We start from the raw sequence: 3387 nt of genomic DNA, 5'->3' as shown, positions 1-3387 counted from the left end.
ATAACATTGGCGAGCGACTCCAGTCGCTCGAAGGCTTTTCCGCCCCGCACTACTCGCGTCAGCGGCGCGGAGCGCTTAGTATGGGGCTACCAAGCTACTCTGCTGTGTTGGCCGAGTTGGCTCTTGAGGGGCATGGAGAAGGAAACGCTCGAGAGTTTTTTGTCCATCCGGGGGGTGATGGGGGTGGCGCTCCTGAGTCGGACAGGCCGCCCTTTTTTCTACCGCTCTTTTCAGAACTTGGACAGCCGGCAGCAGCAGGCCCTTGCCGAAGGGCTGTTTCAGGTTTTGCAGACCATGCCCCCAGGCCTTGACTACTTTGACTTTCAGTTTGCCGAGCAACGAGTCTTTGTCTACCCCTTAGGGCCGGAGTGGGTGTTGCTGGTGGCGGTCAATGACGAGCTGGTGATGCCGGTCTACACCTTGGCCGTCAACCGCCTGCGAGCCGAGCTGCAACAGGATACGCCGAAGGGCCTGGCCACCTTTCGCCTGTTGACCAGCCAGGCGGAGGCCGTCCGGAACCCTACCCAACCCAGCTCCACCCTAGCAGAAGGCAAGCCCACACCAAGGGAGGAGGCGACCCAGCCGGCAGCGACAGGCAGCCGCATGCAGATGGATGTCTTTGTGCAATCTCTCAATCGCCTCTGCCAGATCACAAGCGGCTATTTGGGCAAGGCAGTGATCGTCAACTATTGGAAGGCAGCGCGGCAGGAAGTGGTGGAACGCCAGGGATCCTCAGCCGAGTGGCTCAACCAGTTCGAGATCGAGCGCAGCGGCCAAATCCACTACCGGGGCACCCTCAAGGAGCTGGACGAATCTCAACAAAAGGTGCTGCGGGACTGGGTACTGGCTTTTTTCCGCCGCTGCGAAGAGGTGATCCACGACTTTCGCAATTTAATCAAATCGGCTGAATTGCGCTGGTAAAAGCAGAGGAAGCTGCTTTTCAAACAGCGTCCTCAAAGCGCCATGGCCGGTTCTTGGCCGCGGAAAATCCAGGCTAAGCTATGACCATAGCAGATCACCCCAGGTGCAGACGGGATCCCTGACCGAGGATGGCTCCTCTGGCCACCACGAACCGGTGGAGTGAGGATCTGCTTTGCTACCGCGATGCCACCGGATCCCTCGCTACCATCTGCTTACGGCACGCTAGGCGAAGGAGTTGCCATGCTGAGAATCGTCACCCAGCTAACCGAGGCTGAAGCCGAGCTTAGACGGATCTCGGAGCGCACTCAGGCTGACCAGAACCTGCACCGTGAGGCCACTGTGCGGGAGATCCTGCAAGCAGTGCGCCGTCAGGGGGATCGCGCTCTACTGGCCTACACGGCTGAGTTTGACCAGGTGGAGTTGAGCGTGGCGGAGCTGAAGGTCTCGGGGGCGGAGCTGGAGGCGGCCTACCAGGCGGTATCGCCGCAACTGCTATCGGCCCTGCGCCTGGCCAAACAGCGCATTGAAGCCTTTCACCGGCAGCGGGTGCCCAGCAGTTGGGTGAGCTTTCCCGGCCCTGAGATCGTCTTGGGCAAGCAGTACCGCCCCGTGGACCGCGCCGGCCTCTACATTCCAGGAGGGCGGGCCGCCTATCCCAGCACCGTGTTGATGAACGCCATTCCGGCCAAGGTGGCGGGGGTGCCCGAGATTGTCATGGTGACCCCACCGGGATCGGACGGGCTGGGGGGCAAGGGGATCAGCCCGGCTATTTTGGTGGCCGCCCAAGAAGTGGGCATCCACACCATCTATCGCGTCGGCGGGGCCCAGGCCATTGCGGCGCTGGCCTATGGCACCGAGACCATCCCCAAGGTGGATGTAATCACCGGCCCCGGCAACATTTACGTGACTTTGGCCAAGAAGCTGGTGTACGGCACGGTGGGGATCGACTCGCTGGCAGGGCCTTCCGAGGTGTTGATCATCGCCGACGAGAGCGCCAATCCCCTCTATGTTGCCGCCGATCTTCTGGCCCAGGCCGAGCATGATCCCCTGGCGGCGGCCGTTCTCCTCACCCCCGATCTCCAGTTGGCCCAACAGGTGCAGCAGGCGGTGGCGGCCCAACTGGAGACCCACCCCAATCGCCTGATGGTGGAAAAGGCGGTGGCCAACTACGGGCTCATTGCCGTAGTGCCGGATCTGGCGACAGCGGTGGCTCTCTCCAACCAGTTCGCGCCGGAGCACCTGGAGCTGCAGGTGGCGGATCCCTGGGCCCTGCTGGATCCCATTCGCCATGCGGGGGCAATCTTCCTGGGGCACTACACTCCAGAGGCGGTGGGAGACTACCTGGCCGGGCCCAACCACACCTTGCCCACAGCGGGGGCGGCTCGCTACGCCTCAGCTCTAGGGGTAGAGACCTTCCTGAAGTACTCCAGCCTGATCCAATACGGCTCGGCAGCTTTGCAGGAGGTGGCTGGCGCGATCCAAGCTCTGGCACAAGCGGAGGGGCTGCCCGCCCATGGCCGCTCGGTGCAACTGCGCTTGGCCGAGGGGAGCTAGAGAGTTTGGCCTGGCCGCAGGTTGGGTGACGATGGCAGCTTCTGTCTGGCGAAAGGGGCGGTGGTGGAGAGGGGCTCTGTCTGCGGCCATGGGATCCCTGCTGTTGGCGACGATGGCGGCTGCGGAGGGGATCCCTTCTCCGCCGCTGGCCGTGCCGTGGGAGTGGGTGTATGCCCTGCAGGAGCAGGCGCGGCAACGGCAGTGTACGCTGATTGGCCTGCTGCGCAGCCGGCCTCTGCCGGCACCGGATCCGCAGTGGCAGGTGTACACGCGGCTGGATTTGGTGGCCACCCCTCAGGCCAGTCGGTTGACCAGTGTGTTGTTTGCCAAGAACACTCGTACCCAAGCCTTGCAAGTGATCTATCAAGCTTCAGCGTCTGTGTACGACCCCGCCGAGCCCTTGGATTTTGCCATGATCCTGCCTCTGGCCTGGCAGGACAACACTCTGCTGGCGCGGGAGTACGCAGGCTGGTTCCAAACCGATTTGAGCTGGGATCGGGCGGTGATCTGGCCCTTGCCCACCGACTCGACCGGGATCCCGCCGGTACAGGTTTGGGAGCCACCGCCGGCCCTGGGATATGCCGAGCTGCTAGGCTGGGATCCCCAGGCGCGAGGGCGGGTGCTGTTTGCCGTGGCCGATAGCCTGGAAGAGGTGCCGCGGCTGGTGAGCGTTGGTTCCTCTTCCGATTGGTTGGTGCGGGGAACGGCCACGCTGACCGCCCCCGATTCCTCGGGTTTGGAAGAGGGCTGGATTGGGGCTGTTCCCGCAGGGTCAGCGGCCATTTGTCATGCCGGGAACTTTGGGCTAAACATCAGGTAGCCCTTCTCGATAGCCCTGAGCTTGGCGTTAGCGGATCCAAGACCGCGGGCGACGCAGCAGGGCCAAGGGATCCAAGGGCAACGTCGATAACC

Annotated in this window: 3 protein-coding genes; all 3 read left to right on the top strand. The window is 63.0% G+C overall.

What is annotated here, in order from left to right; genetic code table 11:
* On the top strand, nucleotides 1-921 hold a 921-nt coding region (locus tag NW857_RS04695), incomplete at its 5' end, for a hypothetical protein (protein WP_414368104.1).
* 240 nt (nucleotides 922-1161) lie between these two features.
* Complete coding sequence (hisD, locus tag NW857_RS04690; protein ID WP_414336818.1) at nucleotides 1162-2475, top strand: histidinol dehydrogenase; 1314 nt, start codon at nucleotides 1162-1164, stop codon at nucleotides 2473-2475.
* Between the two features lie 31 nt (nucleotides 2476-2506).
* Nucleotides 2507-3295, top strand: coding sequence for a hypothetical protein (locus tag NW857_RS04685; RefSeq protein ID WP_414368102.1), 789 nt, complete (start codon nucleotides 2507-2509; stop codon nucleotides 3293-3295).
* Nucleotides 3296-3387 lie beyond the last annotated feature (92 nt).

This window comes from Synechococcus sp. H55.9 (assembly GCF_047462355.1).
In the GTDB taxonomy this organism is placed as follows: domain Bacteria; phylum Cyanobacteriota; class Cyanobacteriia; order Thermostichales; family Thermostichaceae; genus Thermostichus.
Note: the sequence above shows the minus strand (reverse complement) of the source record. Positions and strands in the feature narration are given on the sequence as shown.